This window comes from Saccharothrix obliqua (assembly GCF_019375475.1).
Classification (GTDB): domain Bacteria; phylum Actinomycetota; class Actinomycetes; order Mycobacteriales; family Pseudonocardiaceae; genus Actinosynnema; species Actinosynnema obliqua.
This window is the reverse complement of sequence record NZ_JAHXGQ010000003.1, coordinates 719,518-737,986: the sequence shown is the minus strand read 5'-3', so window position 1 is coordinate 737,986 and position 18,469 is coordinate 719,518. Positions and strand designations below refer to the sequence as shown.

Below are 18,469 nucleotides of genomic sequence, written 5' to 3'. Positions count from 1 at the left end.
GTCCGTTCGGACCAACGCGCGCACGCCGCCGGGAGGGTTTTCCGACCCGATTCCGGGGCCACGCCGCCGCACCCCGTTTCACCGCCGCCGACCCGGGTAGTGGTCACCCACCACCGGCCGGACCGGACCGGCCGGGCGACCCGACGGAGGAGCCACGGATGAGTGCGGCGAACCTGCCCCCGCTGTCGAACGACGAGCTGGCCGCCGAGGGCGGCACCGCGTTGCCGGACAAGGAGGTCTACTCGCTGCTGGACCTGAACGTGGACCTGGACCTCGGCCTCGACCTGGCCGCGCCGATCGGTCTGGCGCTCGCCGCCAACGCCAACGTCGCCGCCCCGATCGACGCCGCGGTCGGGGCGAACGTGCTGTCCGAGGGGTCCACCGCGCAGGCGTTGTCCGACCAGGGCGTCGCCATCCAGCAGGGCATCACCGGCGAGGCGGTCGCCAACTCCGACCAGGACAGCGCCATCGACCAGACCAACCCGCCCGCGGCGGCCGAACCCGCCGACCGGCCGGCGGCCGCGGCCGTGCCGACCGACCCGGGCACGGCGCTCGACGGCGGCCTGCTCAACGTGGACGTCGACCTGGCCGCCGACCTGGACCTGGCCGCGCCGATCAACGGCGCCGTCGCCGCGAACGCCAACGTGGCCGCGCCGATCGACGCCTCGGTGGCCGCGAACATCGGCTCGGTCGACTCCGAGGCGACCGCCGTCGCCAAGCAGCAGGCCGTCATCCAGCAGGTCATCGACGGGACCGCGGAGGCGAACGCCGACCAGAGGTCCGACATCGACCAGTGAGCGAGCCCGTGACCGCGCCCGCGCGGGACGCGGCGGTGCCCCACCGCGCGCGAGGCGTCGAACTGGTCGGCGAGTTGCGGGGCTCCGGCTACCGCCGCCCACCCGCCCTGGTCCGCCGCGCCGACGGGCAGGTCCTCCAGCTGACACCGCTGCTGTACCGGGTGCTGGAGGCGGTCGACGGGCACGCCGACCACGCGGAGATCGCCGCCCGCGTCGGTCGCGCCGCGGGCAGGTCGGTGACACCGGACGACGTGCGGGTGCTGCTGACCACGAAGCTCATGCCGCTCGGCGTGCTGAGGCTGCCCGACGGCGCGGAGCCGGAGCGGCGCGCGGCCGTGCCGCTGCTGGGCTTGCGCCTGCGCCGCGTGGTGACCGAACCCGCGGTGACCAGGCGGATCACCGCGCCGTTCGCCCGCCTGTTCCACCCCGCGGTGGTCGCGGTGGTGCTGGCGGCCTTCGTGGTGGTGGCGTACCGGGTGTTGTTCGAGCGCGGCCTGGCGGGCGCGACCCGCCAGGCGTTCCACGAACCCGGCTTGCTGCTGCTCGTGTTCGCGGTCACCGTGCTCTCGGCCGGGTGGCACGAGTTCGGGCACGCCGCGGCGGCCCGGTACGGCGGCGCGACACCCGGCGCGATGGGCTTCGGCCTGTACCTGCTGTGGCCCGCCTTCTACACCGACGTCACCGACAGCTACCGGCTCGGCCGCGCCGGGCGGCTGCGCACCGACCTGGGCGGCCTGTACTTCAACGCCCTGGTGGCGGTCGGCTGGTACGGGGTCTGGTGGCTGTCCGGGTGGGACGCGCTGCTGCTGGTCGTGGCCGCGCAGATCGGGCAGATGGCGCACCAGCTCGCGCCGGTGGTGCGGTACGACGGCTACCACGTGCTCGCGGACCTCACCGGCGTGCCGGACCTGTTCCGGCACATCAAGCCCACGCTGCTGGGGCTGCTGCCGCTGCGCCGGCACCGGGCGGCGGCGGGGGTGCTCAAGCCGTGGGCACGTGCCGTGGTCACGACGTGGGTGCTCGTCGTCGTGCCGCTGCTGTTGTTCGCCACGGCGTTGATGGTGCTGGCGTTCCCGCGCGTGGTGGCGACGGCGTGGCAGGGCGTCGGCGCGCGGTGGGGTTCCGCGAGCGCGGCCCTGGCCGGCGGCGACGTGGCGCTGCTGCTGGTGCACGTGCTCGGCATCGCCGCGATCGCCCTGCCCGTGCTGGGCATCGGCCTGCTGCTGGCGCGGCTCGTGCGGCGGGTGTGCGTGCGGGCCTGGCGTGCCGGCGAAGGCCGGCCGGGACGACGCGCGCTGGTGGTGTTGTGCGGCCTGGCCGTCGTCGCGGGCCTGCTGTGGGCGTGGTGGCCGCGCCCGGACCGCTACCGGCCGATCGAGCCCGGCGAGCGCGGCACGGTCACCGAGGCCGTGCGGGACGTGGCGGAGCAACCACGCCCGACACCCGCGCCCGTGGCGTCGCCCGTGCCGGCGCGGACGGCGTGGCCCGCCGGGAAACCACTGCCCACCAAGGACGAGCCGCTGCTCGCCACGGTGCTCGTGCCGGTCGACGAGGCGAGCGGCGCGCCGACCCTGGTGTTCCCGTTCGACCTGCCCGCGCCACCGGGGGCGGGCGACAACCAGGCGCTGGTGGTCAACACGACCGACGGCGCGGTCCGCTACCAGGTGAGCTTCGCGCTGGTGTGGGAGACCGACGGCGTGGTGGACAACCGGAACGAGGCGTGGGCGCTGGCCTCGTGCCGCGGCTGCACCACGGTGGCCGTCGCGTTCCAGGTGGTGTTCGTGATCGGTCAGGCGGACGTGGTGGTGCCGGAGAACATCGCCGTGGCCGTCAACCAGGCGTGCGTCGAGTGCGTGACCTTCGCGCTGGCCGCGCAACTGGTGGTCACCCTGCCCGAAGACCTCAGCCCGCAGGCGAAAGCCGAGTTGGAGCGGGTGTGGGCCGGGTTGTCGCGGTTGGCGCGGGACATCCCCGGCATGACGGCGCAGCAGGTGCAGGAGGCGTTGGAGAACGCCAAGGCGCAACTGCTGGACGTGCTGCGGCGGGAGGGCGTTCCGCCGTCGCGGAGCACCACGCCGGTCGTCGCGACGACGTCGACGGCGGCTCCCCCGGTGGTCACGCCGCCACCGCTGACGACCACCACCCCGCCCACGACGACGGAGGCGCCGGGCAGCACGACCACCACCCCGCCGCCGTCCACCGAGAGCACGCCTGCGTCACCGACGCCGTCGAGCTGACCGTGCGGCGGCCCCGGCCGGGGCCGCCGCACGGTGGTCAGTCGACGCAGTCGTCACCGGCGGGGGTGCCGGTCGGCGTGCCGCCGCCGGTGGCCTGCCCCGCGGTGAACCCGGCGTAGAACCGGCGGACCTCGGCCGGGTCGACGGCCAGCAGCGGCTTGCCGTCCTCGATCTCGGGGGTATCACCCACCGGGATCGTCGCGGCACGCACCGCCGTGCCCGGGGTGAGGTCGCGGGCGAACGCGAGCAGGTCCCAGCCCTCGTCGGTGCGCACACCGGCGCGGGCGACGTCCACCAGCGCGGCGAGCTTCGCCGGGTCGCCGAGCACCGACCGGTCGAGCACCTTGGCGCTCGCGGCCCGCAGGAACGCCTGCTGGCGCACGACGCGGTCCAGGTCGCCCCGCGGCAGGCCGCGACGCTGCCGCAGGAACGCCAACGCCTGCTCCCCGTTCAGCTCCTGCCGCCCGGCGGGCAGCGACGCACCGGAGAACGGGTCGTCCACGGCGGCCTTGAGGCACACCTCGACACCGCCCACGGCGTCGGCCAACGCCCCGAAAGCCCGGGTCTCCACGGCGGCGTGGTGGTCGACGCGCACGCCGGTCAGCGACTCCACCGCGTTCTTGAGCCCCTGCACGCGGTCCTCGGTCGAGTAGGTGGAAGCCAGGTTCACCGGGCCGCGGCCGGGCACGTCGACACGCGTGTCCCTCGGCAGCGACACCACGGCGATGCCGTTCGGCCCGCCGACGTGGGCGAGCATCACCGTGTCGGCACGCCCACCGTCGTCCACGCCGACCAGCAGCACGTTCCGCGGCCCGGACGACGTGCCCGCCTCGACCGGCGGCGCGGCGGTGTGACCGGCGGTGAGCGGGACGACGACCGCCACGGCGGCCGCGGCGGTGGTGACCGCGGCGGCGGCGATCAACGCGAGCGGACGCCGCCTGCGTGCCCGGCCCCGGTACAGGGCGGCCAGCACGTCGCGGGTGTCCGCGGCCTCGGCGGCCTCCGCCGCGAGCGCCTCGCGGATGAGCTGTTCCTGATCGGTCACCGCAGCACCTCCACGGGCTTGTTCTCGTTGGCCCGCAACGTCTTCAGCGCGCGGGAGATGTGACTGCGCACGGTGCCGACCGTGCAGCCGAGGACGGCGGCGATCTCCTCGTCCGGGCTGTCCTCGTAGTAACGCAGCACGATCGCCGCCCGCTGCTTGCGCGGCAGGACCGCTATCCGCGCCCGCATCGCGTCGCGTTCGGCGTGCCGCGCGGCGTGGTCGGGCACGACCGGCGCGACCACGTCCAGCGCCGCGTGCGACGAGGACACGTCCCGCGCCGCGCGGCGCCGCCGCCACGACAGGTACTCGTTGGTCACCATCCGCTTGAGGTAGAGGTAGGGCGCGTCCATCGCCGCGATCCGCTCCCACCGGCTCTGCGCACGCAGCAGCACGTCCTGCACGATGTCCTGCGCGAGGTGCTTGTCGCAGGTCATGGCGGTGGCGTAACGCAGGAGCCGGTCGAGCCGAGCGGCGACGAACCCGTCGAAGCCGTCCCCCGCGCGGGTCCACTCTGCCGAACTGTCATCCACGCCCCGGAAACCCCCTCGACCCCTCGTCACATTGAACGCTGTGACGTGGTTCACCTCGGAATCGAGGGGGTTCGCCGGTCAGTCCCAGGCGAGCGAGGACCCCGAGGCGTACTCGGTCACGCGGGTCTCGAAGAAGTTCTTCTCCTTCTTCAGGTCCATCGCCTCGGACATCCACGGGAACGGGTTGTCGACCGGCCCGAACACCGGGGCCAGGCCGAGCTGCGCGCACCGCCGGTTGGTGATGAACCGCATGTACTGCTCGCACAGCCCGGAGTTGAGCCCGAGCAGCCCGTTGGGCATGGTGTCCCGCCCGTAGGCGACCTCCAGCTCACACGCCTCGCCGAGCATGGTGCGGATCTGCGCCTGGAACGCCTCGCTCCACAGGTGCGGGTTCTCGATCCTGATCTGGTTGATCGCGTCGATGCCGAAGTTCAGGTGGATGGACTCGTCCCGCAGGATGTACTGGTACTGCTCGGCGACGCCCACCATCTTGTTGCGCCGCCCCAGGGAGAGGATCTGCGCGAACCCGGTGTAGAACCACATGCCCTCGAACACGACGTAGAACGCCACGAGGTCGCGCAGGAACGCCTGATCGGTCTCGGGCGTGCCGGTGCGGAACTCCGGGTCCTCCAGGTGTCGCGTGTAGTCCAGCGCCCAGGCGGCCTTGTCGGTGATCGACGGCACCTCGCGGTACATGTTGAACAGCTCGCCCTCGTCCAGGCCGAGCGATGCGCAGACGTACTCGAAGGTGTGGGTGTGCACGGCTTCCTCGAACGCCTGCCGCAGCAGGTACTGGCGGCACTCGGGGTTGGTGAGGTGCCGGTACACCGCGAGCACGATGTTGTTGGCCACCAACGACTCCGACGTGGCGAAGAACCCGAGGTTGCGCTTGATCGCGTGCCGCTCGTCGTCGGTGAGCCCGGTCGGCGAGCGCCACAGCGCGATGTCGGCCTGCATGGACACCTCGGTCGGCATCCAGTGGTTCGCGCAGCCCGCCAGGTACTTGTCCCACGCCCAGTGGTACTTCAGCGGCAGCAACTGGTTGACGTCGGCACGCGCGTTGATCATCGCCTTGTCGTCCACGCGCACGCGGTCCCCGCCGCGCTCGATGGCGCCCAGGCCGGAAGTGTCGGGGGTGTTCGCGGTCACTGGCACGCCTCGCAATCGGGGTCTTCCACGGAGCAGGCGGCGGCCTGCGGCAGGACGGGTGCGACACCGGTCAACCTGCCGTCGGTGCCGCGCAGGGTGCTCTTCTCCACGTGGGTGGCACTGGTCGAGCGCAGGTAGTACGTCGTCTTCAACCCCTTGCGCCACGCCAGCCGGTACAACTCGTCCAACGCGCGGCCGTTGGGTGCGGCGACGTACAGGTTCAGCGACTGCGCCTGGTCGAGCCACTTCTGCCGCCGCGACGCGGCCTCCACCAGCCACTCCGACGACATCTCGAAAGCGGTGGCGTACAACGCCTTCAGGTCGGCGGGCACGCGGTCGACCGCGGCCAGCGCGCCGTCGTGGAACTTCAGGTCCGCCACCATCGCCTCGTCCCAGAGGCCCAGGCGCTTCAGGTCCGCGACCAGGTGGCGGTTGAGCACGGTGAAGTCGCCGGACATGTTCGACTTCACGTACAGGTTGCGGTACAGCGGCTCGATGGACTGGCCCACGCCGCAGATGTTGGAGATGGTCGCGGTCGGCGCGATCGCCATGACGTTCGAGTTGCGCATCCCGACCACGCGCACCCGGTCCCGCAGCGCGGCCCAGTCCAGGGTGGTCGAGCGGTCCACGTCGAGATCCGCGCCACGCGCGTGCGCCAGCAGCTCGACCGAGTCGATCGGCAGGACGCCCCGGCTCCACAGGGAACCGTCGAACGTCTCGTACCGGCCGCGTTCCGCCGCCAGGTCGACCGACGCGGAGATGGCGTGGTAGCTGATCGCCTCCGTGCTCCGGTCGGCGAACTCCACCGCCTCCGGCGACGCGTACGGCAGGCGTTGGGCGTGCAACGCGTCGGTGAAACCCATCAGCCCCAGGCCGATCGGCCGGTGCCGCAGGTTCGAGCGGCGGGCCTCCGGGATGGTGTAGTAGTTGATGTCCACGACGTTGTCGAGCATCCGCACGGCCGTGTGCACGGTCCGCCGCAGCCTGTCCCCGTCCAGGCCCTCGGCCGTCACGTGGTTGGCCAGGTTCACCGAACCGAGGTTGCACACGGCCACCTCGTCCGCGCTGGTGTTCAGCGTGATCTCGGTGCACAGGTTGGACGAGTGCACCACACCGGCGTGCTGCTGCGGCGACCGCAGGTTGCACGGGTCCTTGAACGTGATCCACGGGTGCCCGGTCTCGAACAAGGCGGTCAGCATCCGCCGCCACAGGTCCACCGCCCGGACCCTCTTGACCACGCGGATCTCGCCCCGGTCGGCGGCGGCCTCGTGGGCGCGGTACCGCGCGGCGAACTCCCGGCCGTACGAGTCGTGCAGGTCGGGCGTCTCGTCGGGCGAGAACAGGGTCCAGTCGGCGTCGGCCTCGACGCGGCGCAGGAACTCGTCGGGCACCCAGTTGGCCGTGTTCATGTCGTGCGTGCGCCGCCGGTCGTCACCGGTGTTCTTGCGCAGGTCCAGGAACTCCTCGACGTCGATGTGCCACGTCTCCAGGTACGCGCACGCCGCGCCCTTGCGCTTGCCGCCCTGGTTCACCGCGACCGCCGTGTCGTTGGCGATCTTCAGGAACGGCACGACGCCCTGCGACTCGCCGTTGGTGCCCTTGATGTGCGCGCCCATGCCGCGCACCGGCGTCCAGTCGTTGCCCAACCCGCCCGAATACTTCGCCAGCAACGCGTTGTTCCGGTATCCCTGGAAGATGCTCTCCAGGTCGTCGTCGACCGTGGTCAGGAAGCACGACGAGAGCTGCGGACGGGTCGTGCCGGAGTTGAACAGCGTCGGCGTCGAGCACATGAAGTCGAACGAGGACAACAGCTCGTAGAACTCGACCGCACGCGCCTCGCGGTCGTCCTCGCGCAACGCCAACCCCATCGCGACCCGCATGAAGAACGCCTGCGGCAGCTCGTACCGGACGCCGCGGTCGTGCAGGAAGTACCGGTCGCACAGGGTTCGCAGGCCGAGGAAGTCGAACGCCAGGTCCCGTTCCGGCCGGATGGCCCGCGCCAGCCGCTCGACGTCGAACGCGGCCAGCTCCGGGTCCAGCCGCTCCACCGCGATCCCGTGCCGCACGTACGCGGGGAAGTAGTCCGGATAGGACCGCGCCGGGACGCCGAGGTGGTCGGCGACCTCGCGACGCAGCCCGTCCAGCAGCAGCCGGGCGGCGACGAACGAGTAGTTCGGCTCGGTCTCCACCAGCGTCCGCGCGGCCATCACCCGTGCCACCGCCAGTTCGTCGGCGGTGATCCCGTCGTACAGGTTGCGGCGGGTCTCCGCCAGCACCGGCGCCGGCGTCACGTCGGGCAGGCCGGCACACGCCTCGCCGACCACCCGCGCCACGTCCGCCCAGTCCAGCGGCTCCAGCCCCGCCGCGCCCCGCACCCGGATCCCCGGTTCCTCCCGGTACGACGCGTACGCGCGCGCCACCCGGTGGTGCCCGACACGCACCAGCACCCGTTCCACCTGGTCCCGCACCTGCTCGACGTGCAGCACGGCGTCCGGGCGGAGCAGCGCCGACGCCACCTCCTCCGCCAACCCGGCCACCAGGGGGCGCCGCGGCTCCCCCTCCACGGCCAGGAACGCCTTCGTCATCGCCGCCGCGACCTTGGTGGGATCGAACTCCGCGACACTGCCGTCGCGGCGGATCACCTTCGCCGCGACCGTGCCCGTGGTTGTGGTCGACACAGCCCTCTCCTCGCGAGCCTGAAGGGCCCGGAGCACGCGGGGGTGCCACAGATGCGCGCGCACGACGGCACGCTGATCCGCGTCGGCCCGCCCACGAGGCCCCGGACACGCGCGCGCCGGGTGGCACGCGCACCGATGGCAGGTCTTCGGACTCGCGGACACCCGGTCGGAACCGGACCTACTGGCCGTCGCTTCCCACGCGTGACGCGCAGTGCTGATGACGGCGGTCGTTTCCACTCACCGCTGCGGGGCAGTCCCGGATTCACACCGGGTTCCCTCTTGCCTCCGCGCCCCGGGAGGGGTGCGGAACCATCGACGGCAGGAACACTACATGTTGTAGATCGGCTCGCGCAGCACCCCCACATGAGGCGCGTGTCGCCACAGGCCGCCGCTCGGCCGCCGCTCGGTAGAGCGGGCATGAGGCGCGTCTCGCCACAGGCGGGCAGTGCACACAGCCCCGCTCGGCAGACCGAACCAGGGCGCGCGTCATCGGCCGGCGGCGAGCACAGCCCCGGGCCGGCTGACCGAACCGGAGCGCGTCACCACAGACCGGCGGCGCGCACGGCCCCCGGCCCGGCCGACCGAACCGGGGGCCGCGGTGCGGTCAACCGCCGAACACCACGTCCGAGCAGGTGTAGAACGCCTCACCGCTGTCCGGGTAGTGGCGCTGCCAGATCGAGTAGACCAGGTGGCGGCCGGTGCGCCCGGCGGGCAGGTTCGCCTGCAACTGGTACGCGCCGCTCACCACCGGCGGGTTCAGCTGCTTGTAGAACGGCGTGTCCTCCAGGTCCGACCACTTCAGCGGCTTGGTCGGGTCGTAACCCGGCTTCGTCACGTACATCTCGAACGTGCCGGGGTGCCGGGCGGTGGCCTTGTACTTGAACGTGTACGCCCCGCTCGCGGGCAGGGTGGTGGCCGGCCAGTCGGCACGCGGCAGGTCGAGCCCCTTGTACTTGTCCCGACCGGCGCTACAGAGCTTGCCGTCCGGGATGATCTCGCGGCTCTTGCCGTTGGCGTTGGGCTGGTTGACCTCGTCCCAGTCGTAGAGCGGCCAGCTCTGGCCGACGGCGACGGCCGCCTTGCAGGCGGCGGACTTCGGGCTCTCCGGGCCTTCGGTGAAGCACTGGTAGACCCGGCTGGGTGGGTTGCTCATCGAGCCGTGCGCGTACGCGGGCGCGACGGTCACCGCGCTGAGCGACAGCACGGCGCCGGTGAGCGCCGCGAGGACGGCGGCGGAGCGACGGAGTCCCATCACACACTCCCTTCTGCGGCGGCCTGGGCTTGTTGACCGCAGAGGTCTAGACCATTGTGAGTGGTGGTGGAACGTGGTGGTACCCCCGATCGTCGGACGTCTCCCCTTCACACAGCTACCCCGGGTAACCACTCAGAACTCGCCACAGCACGCGTGCACGGCCCACTCCGGCTCATGCCACCAGTGCTCGCCCGCCGCCACCCCCGACGCCGACCCCGCTCGCCATTCCGCCGCAGCCGGCGACTCTCCTCCCGCCGGCGACCGGAACGGTGCCAGCAGGTCCTCCACCCGGTGCAGCACACCACCCACCATCACCTGCCGCACCGCCGCCGCCGCGCGGATGTCGGACAGCGGATCGCCCGCCACGAAGGCGATGTCCGCGTGCGCACCCGGCCGCAGCGTCCCGATCCGGCCCGCCATGCCGAGCCACGCCGCCGGGTTCCGGGTCGCCGTCGTCAACGCCTCGAACGGCGTGAACCCGTACTCCACCATCGCCCGCAGGTTCTGGTGCGTCGCCGTCGCCACCCAGTCCAGCGGCGCGTCCGTGCCGCAGATGACCAACCCGCCCGCCCGGTGCACCCGCAACACCATGTCCACCCAACCCGCGAGCACCGCGCGCGAGAACGGCGCGTCCGGGCGGCCCGCGTCGTTCGCCTCCGCCACGTAGCGCCGGTACTCCCACGGCGGGAACAGGACTCGCGTCCGCTCATCGTCCACAAGGGACTTGTCATCCGCGTACAGGGCCCGCGACTGGAACAACGTCGGCGTCACCGACATGCCCGTCCGCCCGAACAGCTCCACCACGTCCTGGTAGGCCCGGCCCGTCCGGCTCACCGTGTGCGAGTACCCCAGGCGGTTGGTCGCGCCGACGTGCTCCATGCCGTCCACGCCCAGGTTCGCCGCCGGGTACAGGTAGTGCGACGTCAACCGCAGCCCCGCCCGGTGGGCCGCCGCCACCGCCGACCGCTGCGACTCCACCGGCAACCGCACGTACGTCTTGACCAGGTCGTAGTCGAGTTCGACCGCGCGCTCCAACTCCAACCGCAACTGGCGGCGCGACAGCGTCGGCCGCATGAAGTTGTAGTACACGCGCGAACCGTCGACCGCCTCGCCCGTGCCGAACAACCGCGGACCCACCAGCGCACCGGCCGCCAACGCCTCCCGCGTCTCCACGAACTGGTAGACCGGGTCGCCCGGCGAACGCGTCGTCGTGATGCCGTACGCCAACCACACCCGTCCCTGCCGCGATCCCCACTGCCGACCCCGCAGGTGCCAGTGGTTGTGCGCGTCGACCAGCCCCGGCATCGCCACCAGGCCACGCGCGTCCACCACCCGCCCACCACCTCGCTGCGGCCGGATCTCCCGCACCCGACCGCCCTCCACCACGATGTCCACGTCACGCCGCAACCGGTCCGACTCGCCGTCCCACACGGCGTCCACCCGCACCACGACGCGCTCCGGCTCCTTCGGCCGCCGCCACTGGAAGTCCAGCCGGATCGTCCGCTTCCCGCCCGCCAGGCCGACCCGTCGCAGCACCCCGTTGCACAGGTGGACCAACGCGTCGGACCCGTGCCACGCCAACGAGTCCGTCACCTCGTCGGTCACCTGGCGCGGCTCGCCCAGGAACCGCCCGGCCGCGTCCACCGGCACCACCCACGCCACGCTCTCCACCACGAACGCCAGGTGCCGGCCGTCCGGCGACCACACCGGCCCGTCGTCACCACGCGTGGCGATCGAGCGGAACGGCATCGGCTCCGCGTACCGCAGCTCACCGCCGGCCAGGTCCACGGTCAGCACCTGGCTGGTGCCCTCCCGGAACCGCCGCGAGTACGGCTTCACCGCCGCCAGCGCCAGCACGCGCCCGTCCGGCGACCACGTCGGGCGGCCCGGCATGAAGAGCGGCGGCGTAACCTGCCTGCGCTCGCCGGTCGCCACGTCCGACACCCACACCACGCCGTCCTGGTCGACGTACGCCACCCGCCGGCCGTCCGGTGCGAACCGCGGCGCGGTCTGGGCGCCGCCCGACGCCGCCAGCACCCGGTCCGCACCGGTGCCCAGGTCCCGCAGCCGCAACGTCGGCACCCCGGTGCGGTCGCTGGAGTACACCAGCGACCGGCCGTCCGGCGCGAAGTCCGGGTCCGAGTCGAACCAGTCGCCGTCGGTCAGCCGGCGCGGCCGACCACCGCCGATGGGCACCACGTACACCGCGTTCAACGCTCGGAACGCGATCCGCTCGCCGTCCGGCGACACCACCGGGCTCGCGATGCCCCGCACCGGCCCACCACTCGGTTCCGACGCCCGGCGGGGCGGCATGGGTGCGGACACCGGCACCACCGCCTCGAACGGCACGTCGCGCACCGCACCGCCGGGCTCCCGCCACCGGATGCGACCGTCCGCCGCGTACAACGCCGACCCGCCGACCCACGTGGCGGCGAACCCGAACACGTCCTCGCCGGAGGTCACCGGCCGGTCACCCAGCACGAGATCCGCCCGGCCGCCGCGGACCAGGGTGTAGCTGGGGACGTCCCCCGGCCCGAACGCCGCCCCGTACAGGCGTGCGCCCGAGGGCGCGGTCACGACCCGTCGCCGCTCCCCCGTCGCCACCGTGAGGACGTCCACCGCCGTCTCGTCCACCGCGAACACCAGCCGCGTGCCGTCCGCCGACCAGCGCGGGGCGGCCACCTCGTCGGGCGGGCCGGTCAGCGCGGTGAGGTCGCCGGAGGCGATGTCGAGCAGCCACAACCCGTAGTGGCCGCCGCGGTCGCTGGTCAGGGCGATGCGCTTGCCGTCCGGGGCGAACACCGGCTCGCGGTGGTCGAACCGGCCACGCGTGAGCTGCCGCGGCGCGCCGCCCGCCACGTCGACCGCGTACAGGTGGAAGTTGCCGTCCCGGTAGGACTGGAAGACGATTTCGCGGCCGTCGGGCGACCACGTGGGCAGGGTGGCGTCCTGGGATTCGTCGGTGAGCCGCCGAGCCGTGCCACCGCCGGCCGGCAGCACCCAGATGGCCGTGACGAGGTCCATCGCCAGCCACTTGCCGTCCGGTGACGCGGAGATGGCGATGTTGGTGCCTTCACTCAGCCGTGCCCGCTTGCCGCCGGCAACGTCCGGCGCACCACCGCCCACCTCCTCCGTGCCACCCGGCTCGGCAAGCGCAGGCGCGGTCCCGGTAGCGGCCACCGCCCCCAACGCCGCCGCTTGGCCGGTGCGCAGCAGCAGATCCCGACGTGACATGTCCTGCGGTGCCATCGACGCCCCCTCAGTGCTTGACCTTCGTTACACATTGCCATTTGTTGATTGCTCCGCGTGGTCCGTCCGGCGGTACAACAGGGTTGATCTTTTAGTCAGCACTGAAGGAATAGTCACTCCTGTGGGTGGAGTTTTGGCAGCCCCGGCGAATCTCCTGCCGCTGAAGCCGGGCCGGGTGCGACAGGCCCGGGCGGTCCGGACGGCCCGCGGGCCACGGCCGGGCGCCCACAGGGGGCGGTTTCGGTGCTCAGAGACGGCGATCCCGGCACCCGCGGGCTGCGATACAGGCGCTTGCAGGTGGCGACACAGGAGCTTGCAAGCGGCGGTCCGGGGTGCTCGCGAGAGGTGGGGCGGGTGCTTGCAGGTGGCGGGGCGAGCGCCCGCAGGTGGAGGGGCGGGTGCTCACGAGCGGCGGGGCGGACGCCTGTAGGTGGCGGGTCAGGCACTAGCGGTGGGGTGGGCACTCGCGGACGACAGAGCGGGCACTCCCAGCGGCGGATCGAGCGCTCGCAGACGGCGGGCGGAGCACTCGGAGACGGCGGAGCGGGCACTCGTAAGCGGCGGGGCGGGCGCTCGCGACCGGCGGGGAGCGTGGTCCCCAGCGGTGGGGTGGGCACTCACAGACGGCGGAGCAGGCGCTCGCAGGTGGCGGGGCGGGTGGTCGCGAGGAGTGGGCCGAGTGCTTGTGCGGCGGAGTGGCGGGGGGCTTGAGAGCGAGGTGCCGGCCGCTCGGGTGGGTGGTTGGCGCGTTGGGGCTTGCGTTGGGCAACGGAGGTGAGCGCGGGCTGGGTGGGGGAAATCGGGGGCGGCTGGGGTGGGGGGCGGGATAGGGTTGAGGGGTGTCGACCATCCGCGTCTCTTAGCCGGGGACTCACTTCCGTACCTGAAGTGTGTCCTTGAACAGACTCGGAGCGTCACCACATGATCACCGTACGTGGTCTTTCGCTGCGCGCGGGTGCGCGGCTGTTGTTGTCCGACCTCTCGTTTTCCGTCTCCCCCGGTGACCGCATCGGCCTTGTCGGCCGCAACGGTGCGGGCAAGACGACGTTGCTCACCGCGCTCGCGGGGCAGGTCGCGCCTGCCTCCGGGACGGTCACCGCCACCTCGCCGGTCGGGTACCTGCCGCAGGACTCGCGGGCCGCCGACCCGAGCACTCCGGTCACCGAGCGCATCCTCTCCGCGCGCGGCCTGGACCGGGCGGTGCGGGAACTGCGTGCCGCCACTGCCGCGATGGCCGAGACCGACGACCTGGACCGCGCGTTGCGCGACTACTCGCGCGCCGAGGCGGCGTTCCTCGCCGGCGGCGGGTACGCGGCCGAGGCCGAGGCCGCACGCGTGGCGGCCGGCCTGGGGTTGCCCGCGCGCGTGCTGGAACAGCCGCTGGGCGAGTTGTCCGGCGGGCAGCGGCGGCGGGTCGAGTTGGCCCGCATCCTGTTCGGCGGGCACCGCGGCGTGCTCTTGCTGGACGAGCCGACCAACCACCTCGACGCGGATTCGGTCATGTGGCTGCGTGGTTTCCTGCGCTCCCACGCGGGCGGGCTGGTGCTGGTCAGCCACGACACCGCGCTGCTCGCCGACGTGGTGAACCGCGTGTTCCACCTCGACCCGCAGCGCGCCACCGTCGACATCCACAACACGCGTTGGACGACGTACCTCGCGCAACGCGACACCGACGAACGGCGACGCGGCCGGGAACGCGCCAACGCCGAGCGGAAGGCCGCGGCGCTGCACGCGCAGGCCGACCGGATGCGTGCCCGGGTCGCCACCGCGGTCGCGGCCCGCAACATGGCCCGCCGCGCGGACCGCCTGCTGGCCGACCTGGAACCGGTGCGGCACCGGGAGAAGGTGGCCCGCATCCGGCTGCCGGAACCCGCGCCGTGCGGGCGGGTGCCGCTCGGCGCGATCCGCCTCGCCAAGGCGTACGGCGACCACCAGGTGCTGCGTGGCGTGGACCTCGCCGTGGACCGGGGCAGCCGCCTGGTCGTGCTCGGCTTCAACGGCGCGGGCAAGACCACGCTGCTGCGGTTGCTGGCGGGGCGGGAGCAGCCGGATTCCGGGCGCGTGGTGCCGGGGCACGGCCTCCGACTGGGTTACTTCGCCCAGGAGCACGACACCCTCGACCGCGCCCGCTCGGTCCGCCAGAACCTGGCCGACGTCGCACCGCACCTGTCCGACGACGAGGTGCGCCGCGTGCTCGGCGCGTTCCTGTTCACCGGGGACGACGTCGACAAGCCCGCCGGGGTCTTGTCCGGTGGCGAGAAGACGCGGCTCGCGCTCGCGGGCCTCGTGCACTCGGGTGCGAACGTGCTGCTGCTGGACGAGCCGACGAACAACCTCGACCCCGCCTCCCGGGACGAGGTGCTGGCCGCGATCGACGGCTACCCCGGCGCGATCGTCATGGTCACGCACGACGAGGGCGCGGTGGACGCCCTGCGCCCCGACCGCGTGCTGCTCCTGCCGGACGCGGACGAGGACCTGTGGGGCGAGGAGTACCGGGAGCTGGTCGCCCTCGCCTGACCCGGTCACGACCACTCCCGGAACACCGCCGCGGCGATGTCGCGCTGGCCGTCGACGGTGAGGTGGACCCCGTCGTCCAGGTGGACACCCGGCCCCGTCCGCCGGGTGTCCACCACCGGCTCCGGCCGGTCGAGGAGGTGGTCGGCCACCGCGTCGACGTCCGCGTTGGCCCACCACAGCCCCGCCCGCTGGAAGTGCGGGTACGCCGCCACGCGTGCCTCGTCCACCGCGGCCGGGGTGAGCCAGGTCCACGGCACCGGCCCGGCGAACGCGCGCAACGCGGCCAGGTTGCGCTCCGTTTCGCCCTGGCTCACCAGCCGGGGTCCGTCGCGACCCAGGCGCTGGACGTCGTTCGCCCCGAACATGCACAGCACCAGGTCGGGCCGCTGGTAGCCCAGTGCGGGCGCCCGGCTGAGCCCCTGGGTCGTGGTCGACCCGGACACCGCGAGGTTGGTGAACCGGATCCCGTGGCCGGGCCGGTGCAGGTCCAGGGCGTGACGCGCGATCTCGAACCAGGACAGCCGGTCGGCGGTCGTGCTCTCGCCGAGCGCCACCACGTGCGCCCCGGCAGCGAGGGGCAGCCGGGCCACGGCCGCGGCAACGTCGGCGTCGTCCAGCAACGCCTCGGCCGCCGCACGGGCCTCGCGCTCGAAGTCCGCGAGCAGGGCCCGGTACGCCGCCGCGTCGAGGCCGAAGACGGCGGCGACCCGCGTGTCGTCCGCGCCGGTCAGGAACGGGACCGATTTCTCGGGCTGGTGGAAGCGGACCAGGCGGGCGGTGGTCGGTGCGGTCATGGCGGGGCTCCGTGTGGTTGGGGACGGTGAGCGCATTGCTTCTCTTTGATGAATCATTCAGCACAGTGAATCGTTCTGCGTGGAGTACCGTAGGGCCTGTGACCGAATCGCGCAAACCACTTAACGGAGCCGCGTTCCTGCTGGCCCAGATCGGGGCGCACGCGGCGAACCGGTTCGCGGAGCGGGTCGGTGACCTCGGGTTGTCACCGGCCGAGGTGGGGCTGTTGCGGATGATCGCCGCGCAGCCGGGGCGCAGCCAGCGCTCGCTGGCGGCCGACCTCGGGGTGGTGCCCAGCCGCGTCACGGCGATGATCGACCCGCTCGACCGGTCGGGCCTGGTGGAACGCCGGCGCAGCACCGAGGACCGGCGCAACTACGAGCTGCACCTCACGCCCAAGGCGGGCGCGTTGATGGGCCGCCTGTTCGAGACGGCGACCGCACACGAGGACGACATCTGCGCGGGCCTCGACGCGGAGCAACGCGTCCGGCTCACCGAGTTGCTGCGGGTCGTCGCGGCGAACCAGGGGCTGACGCCGGGCGTGCACCCGGGCTACCGGGGCTGAAGGTTCAGCTCGCCTCGCCGGTGGTGCCGATCGCCCGGTAACGGGCCGGGTCGTGCGTGCGCATCCACCACGCGCGCACCGCACCCGCGACGGCGACCAGCGCGAACACCACCGGCACCGTCCACCGCAACACCACCGTCTCCGGCGAGAGCAGCGCGTCGAACTCGACCAGCGCGATCACCAGCAGGCCCGCCAGGGCCACCGCCGCGACCACCGCCAGGACGACCCCGCGCGTGCGCCACCGGTACCGGACCACCGCGCCGGCGACCACCACCAGCAACGCCAGCACGCCCAGCGCGCCGAACGCGCCGCCACCCAGGAAGACGTGCGCCACCGGGTCCCACCCCACCGCCGCGGCGGTCAGCACGGCGACCGCGGTGAGGGCGCACAACGCCGCGGTGGCCCGGACCGGCGCGGCCGTGCGGCGGCTCAGCACGCCCAACGAAGCAGGCAGCACGCCGTCCACGCCGAGGTTGCGGACGTAGCTCGACACGGTCATCGAGAACGAGACCATGGCCGCGAACGCGCCCACCGCGAACAACACGTGCCCGATGTCCACCCAACCCGCGCCGAGCTGTTGTTCGGCCAGGTGGAAGACCAAACCGTCGCCATGGGTGCGAGCGGCGGCCACTATGCCGTTCGTGCCTGTCGCGGCAACCGGGGCGATGGCCGCCAGCACGTACAACGCGCCCAGCAACGGCACCATCAGCCGCACCGCGCGGCCGATGGTGCGACTGCCCCGGACCCGGCGGTGGTAGATCATCACCGTCTCGACCCCGACCCAGCCGAGGAATCCCAGGAGCAGGGCGCGGGGCAGTTCGTGGAGGCTGTCCCCCGGCGTGGACACCGCGTCCAGCACGTCGCCGGACACCAGCAGCGCCGCGTAGGTGACAACGCACCAGACGACGTCGGCGACCAACGCCACCAGCACCACCGCGGTGGGCACCGGTAACCACAGCACGGACAGCACGGTGACCACCACCAGCGCCACGAGCGCCGTAACGGCCCAATGCGGCGCCGACGGCCCGATGAGCGCGCCGACCGCCGAGCCGAAGACCCCGAACAACCCGACCAGCAACGCCCAGTACGCGACCAGCGCCACGGCCGCCGCCGCCGCGCCCGCCACGGGGTTCAGGCCACGTGCCGCGTACGCGTAGAAACCGCCGGGGTGGCCGATGTCGCGCCCCATCGCCAGGTAGCCGGGCACGAACACCGCCATCACCAGCGCCACCGCCAGGAACGCCGGGGCCAGGCCGGTGACGCCGGTCTGCGCGTAGCCGGCGGGTATCACGGCCACCGCGACGATCAGCGGCGTGACCGTGGCCATGACCAGGCCGAGCAGCCTCGGCACGCCCAGTCGTCCGGTCTGGCCGGGGTGCGTGCCGTCGTCGGTCCGGGCCACGTCGTCTAGTCTCCGGCGGCCCGGCGGCGGCGCGCCGGCCACCGATCGGACCCCGTGGCCGGCCCGAGCGGACCCGGGTGCGCTCAGCCACCCAGCAGGCGGTCGAGCAGGGCGCCTGCCAGGCGGTCGGCGATCGCGGTCGCCGGGACCAGGACCAGCCACGTGGCGGTGCGGCGGGCGAGGCGGGCGGTCGACGGGGACGGGCGGCGAGGCTCGGGGCGTGGTGTCATGCCCCGAGCCTGGCCGCCGCGGTCCG

The 18,469-nt window shown here is 72.9% G+C and carries 13 protein-coding genes and 1 riboswitch; of the genes, 4 read left to right on the top strand and 9 right to left on the bottom strand.

The features are described from left to right. The first annotated feature begins 158 nt into the window (after positions 1-158). Positions 159-797, top strand: coding sequence for a peptidoglycan-binding protein (locus tag KZQ38_RS12910; protein ID WP_219441531.1), 639 nt, complete (start codon positions 159-161; stop codon positions 795-797). Beyond that, complete coding sequence (locus KZQ38_RS37035) at positions 794-3,034, top strand: zinc metalloprotease (RefSeq protein WP_219441529.1); 2,241 nt, start codon at positions 794-796, stop codon at positions 3,032-3,034. The genes KZQ38_RS12910 and KZQ38_RS37035 overlap by 4 nt, the downstream gene beginning before the upstream one ends. A 37-nt stretch (positions 3,035-3,071) precedes the next feature. Here KZQ38_RS37035 and KZQ38_RS12900 read toward each other — a convergent pair whose 3' ends face one another. The 6 genes from KZQ38_RS12900 to KZQ38_RS12875 form a co-directional block, all read right to left on the bottom strand. Continuing rightward, on the bottom strand, positions 3,072-4,079 hold the full coding sequence (locus KZQ38_RS12900; protein WP_219441527.1) for an LCP family protein: 1,008 nt from the start codon (positions 4,077-4,079) through the stop codon (positions 3,072-3,074). Beyond that, a complete protein-coding gene (locus tag KZQ38_RS12895; protein WP_219441525.1) occupies positions 4,076-4,609 on the bottom strand; it encodes a SigE family RNA polymerase sigma factor in 534 nt (177 codons plus the stop codon). The genes KZQ38_RS12900 and KZQ38_RS12895 overlap by 4 nt, the downstream gene beginning before the upstream one ends. A gap of 78 nt (positions 4,610-4,687) precedes the next feature. Next, positions 4,688-5,758, bottom strand: a complete 1,071-nt coding sequence (locus tag KZQ38_RS12890) for a ribonucleotide-diphosphate reductase subunit beta (RefSeq protein WP_219441523.1) — start codon at positions 5,756-5,758, stop codon at positions 4,688-4,690. Next, positions 5,755-8,436, bottom strand: coding sequence for a ribonucleoside-diphosphate reductase subunit alpha (locus KZQ38_RS12885; protein WP_308258365.1), 2,682 nt, complete (start codon positions 8,434-8,436; stop codon positions 5,755-5,757). Before KZQ38_RS12885 ends, KZQ38_RS12890 begins: the two co-directional genes overlap by 4 nt. A gap of 120 nt (positions 8,437-8,556) precedes the next feature. Next, positions 8,557-8,765, bottom strand: a riboswitch (cobalamin riboswitch). 275 nt (positions 8,766-9,040) lie between these two features. Then, on the bottom strand, positions 9,041-9,688 hold the full coding sequence (locus KZQ38_RS12880; RefSeq protein ID WP_219441521.1) for a lytic polysaccharide monooxygenase auxiliary activity family 9 protein: 648 nt from the start codon (positions 9,686-9,688) through the stop codon (positions 9,041-9,043). Positions 9,689-9,820: 132 nt separating this feature from the next. Then, positions 9,821-12,937: an amidohydrolase family protein gene (locus tag KZQ38_RS12875; RefSeq protein ID WP_219441519.1), complete on the bottom strand. Its 3,117-nt coding sequence runs from the start codon at positions 12,935-12,937 to the stop codon at positions 9,821-9,823. Between the two features lie 921 nt (positions 12,938-13,858). Here KZQ38_RS12875 and KZQ38_RS12870 point away from each other — a divergent pair. Continuing rightward, positions 13,859-15,454: an ABC-F family ATP-binding cassette domain-containing protein gene (locus KZQ38_RS12870; protein ID WP_219441518.1), complete on the top strand. Its 1,596-nt coding sequence runs from the start codon at positions 13,859-13,861 to the stop codon at positions 15,452-15,454. Positions 15,455-15,459: 5 nt separating this feature from the next. Here KZQ38_RS12870 and KZQ38_RS12865 read toward each other — a convergent pair whose 3' ends face one another. After that, the gene (locus KZQ38_RS12865; protein WP_219441516.1) at positions 15,460-16,248 is read right to left on the bottom strand and encodes an SGNH/GDSL hydrolase family protein; all 789 of its coding nucleotides are present in this window, start codon (positions 16,246-16,248) and stop codon (positions 15,460-15,462) included. Positions 16,249-16,346: 98 nt separating this feature from the next. Between KZQ38_RS12865 and KZQ38_RS12860 the strand changes: the two genes are divergently transcribed. Continuing rightward, a complete protein-coding gene (locus KZQ38_RS12860) occupies positions 16,347-16,811 on the top strand; it encodes a MarR family winged helix-turn-helix transcriptional regulator (protein ID WP_219441515.1) in 465 nt (154 codons plus the stop codon). A 4-nt stretch (positions 16,812-16,815) separates the two neighbouring features. Here KZQ38_RS12860 and KZQ38_RS12855 read toward each other — a convergent pair whose 3' ends face one another. Beyond that, complete coding sequence (locus tag KZQ38_RS12855; RefSeq protein ID WP_219441513.1) at positions 16,816-18,213, bottom strand: amino acid permease; 1,398 nt, start codon at positions 18,211-18,213, stop codon at positions 16,816-16,818. A gap of 83 nt (positions 18,214-18,296) precedes the next feature. Further along, entirely contained in the window at positions 18,297-18,443 is a 147-nt protein-coding gene (locus tag KZQ38_RS12850; RefSeq protein ID WP_219441511.1) for a hypothetical protein, read from the bottom strand. Between the last annotated feature and the right edge of the window lie 26 nt (positions 18,444-18,469).

Bases quoted from the DNA above. Each gene is read 5' to 3' on its own strand.
- KZQ38_RS12870 (WP_219441518.1), top strand. From the start codon at position 13,859: ATGATCACCGTACGTGGTCTTTCGCTGCGCGCGGGTGCGCGGCTGTTG.
- KZQ38_RS12910 (WP_219441531.1), top strand. From the start codon at position 159: ATGAGTGCGGCGAACCTGCCCCCGCTGTCGAACGACGAGCTGGCCGCC.
- KZQ38_RS12865 (WP_219441516.1), bottom strand. From the start codon at position 16,248: ATGACCGCACCGACCACCGCCCGCCTGGTCCGCTTCCACCAGCCCGAG.
- KZQ38_RS12850 (WP_219441511.1), bottom strand. From the start codon at position 18,443: ATGACACCACGCCCCGAGCCTCGCCGCCCGTCCCCGTCGACCGCCCGC.
- KZQ38_RS12875 (WP_219441519.1), bottom strand. From the start codon at position 12,937: ATGGCACCGCAGGACATGTCACGTCGGGATCTGCTGCTGCGCACCGGC.
- KZQ38_RS12880 (WP_219441521.1), bottom strand. From the start codon at position 9,688: ATGGGACTCCGTCGCTCCGCCGCCGTCCTCGCGGCGCTCACCGGCGCC.